Origin of the sequence: Bradyrhizobium sp. BRP56 (assembly GCF_020194035.1) — a bacterium.
In the GTDB taxonomy this organism is placed as follows: Bacteria; Pseudomonadota; Alphaproteobacteria; order Rhizobiales; family Xanthobacteraceae; genus Bradyrhizobium; species Bradyrhizobium australafricanum.
Genome location: NZ_JADYVV010000160.1, coordinates 1 through 1,590 on the forward strand (window position 1 = coordinate 1; position 1,590 = coordinate 1,590).

Annotated in this window: 2 protein-coding genes and 1 pseudogene; 1 reads left to right on the forward strand and 2 read right to left on the reverse strand. The window is 64.3% G+C overall.

Features of this window, described 5'->3' with window-relative positions:
* Positions 1–353, reverse strand: a pseudogene (locus I6F38_RS43130) (sensor histidine kinase); the annotation flags it as partial.
* The gene (locus I6F38_RS43135; RefSeq protein ID WP_225164675.1) at positions 347–1,015 is read right to left on the reverse strand and encodes a response regulator transcription factor; all 669 of its coding nucleotides are present in this window, start codon (positions 1,013–1,015) and stop codon (positions 347–349) included. The pseudogene I6F38_RS43130 and the gene I6F38_RS43135, both read right to left, overlap by 7 nt.
* Before the next feature lie 123 nt (positions 1,016–1,138).
* Between I6F38_RS43135 and I6F38_RS43140 the strand changes: the two genes are divergently transcribed.
* Positions 1,139–1,590: hypothetical protein (locus I6F38_RS43140; protein WP_225164676.1), on the forward strand; the 452-nt coding region annotated here is incomplete at its 3' end.

Below are 1,590 nucleotides of genomic sequence, written 5' to 3' on the forward strand. Positions count from 1 at the left end.
GGGGGCGGCAGGGGTCTATTGCTGATATCGGGAGGAGCCAGATCCGCTCCGTCGAGCGACCGCGACCGCAAGACGTTCTTTGGCCCCAAAATCTGCCAGTACCAGCCGCGTCGGCGTCGATCGAATGGCGGCCCGTCGGCGGATCCCGCCAGACGAATGTTGCCGGCGCCATCGACTTCAAGCATGGACGCGAGGAAGAGGATCTGGGCGTCGAGCCTCTGATCAATCTGCCCCTGCACGAATCGATGCAGCACGAACGATATCAGGATCGCGGCGACGATCAGGGCCGCGGTGATGAACACACCGGCTCCGATCATGAGGCGCCGGCCGAGCGATGCGTTCCGGCTCACCATGGGGATCCCGAGTTGAGCTTGTAGCCGCGGCCCCTTTCGGTCTCGATCATCGCCTTGCCGACCTTGCGCCGGAGCCGCGCGACGATCACTTCGATGGAATTCGAATCCGTCCCGACGTCGCCCTCATAGACCTTTTCCGACAGCAGGCCTCGCTCGACCACGGTGTCCTTGCGCAGGATCAAGCATTCCAGAACACGCCACTCCAACCCGGTCAGTTTCAACGGCAATCCATCGAGCTCGAACACGCCGGTTTGCGTTTCGAAGCTCAGAGGTCCGCAGGAAATTCGCGGCGCAGCATGCCCGGAGGCGCGACGGACCAGCGCGCGAAGGCGCATGACCAGTTCCTCGATCCGGAATGGCTTAGTGAGATAGTCATCGGCCCCGGCCTTGAAGCCTTCCACCTTGTCGGTCCAGCCGTCGCGCGCAGTCAGGATCAGCACCGGCAAGTGCCGGCCCTGCTTACGCCAACCGCGCAGCACCTCGACGCCGGGCACTTTGGGCAGCCCGAGATCGAGCACCGCGGCATCGTAGGATTCGGTTTCGCCGAGGTGCTGTCCGTCCTCACCGTTGGCGGCGATGTCGACCGCGAAATTCTCCTCACGCAGGGCTCGGGCAATCTCTTGCGCGAGCAGGCGATCGTCTTCGACCAGAAGGATTTTCATTCGGCTCACACCTCGGACCGGAACTAGGCGCCCAAGCTTAACTCAACCTGAACGGAACGGTTCAGGCTGGATTGGGGACGGTGTCCTAGGCTTCAGGCATCGCAATCATGAAAGGAGCGTCCAATGACCGAAAGCGATGCACACAGGGATACGAGCCCGTCGCTGCCTGGGCGCCGGCAGGTCCGGCATCGTGGCCTGTTGGCAGGGGCCGCGCTTGCCGTGCTTGTCGCCGGCGCGGCCGCCGGCGCCGGTGGCGTTCGCGTCGCCCAGAATTGGCAGCCGCGGAGCGTCATGCTGCTGCAGCCGACCGCGATCGACGGGCTGCAACCCGGCGGTCCGTCCGCCGTACGCGGCAACGTCGCTGAGATCTTCGGCCACATGTTCTTGATGGAGGACGGCGGCGGCCGCGCCCTGATCGATCTCGGACCGCGTGGGGATAACGCCGATGCCGTCACGAAGGGAGAGATCGTTACGGTCCAGGGCATATTCGATCAGGGGATATTCCGCGCTCAAATCGTCTCGCATGCCGACGGCCGAACCGAAGCCTTCGGACCTCCGCCGCATCCGCCTCGCGG

Coding starts and splice junctions, on each gene's coding strand:
- I6F38_RS43135 (WP_225164675.1), bottom strand. CDS start 1,015: ATGAAAATCCTTCTGGTCGAAGACGATCGCCTGCTCGCGCAAGAGATT.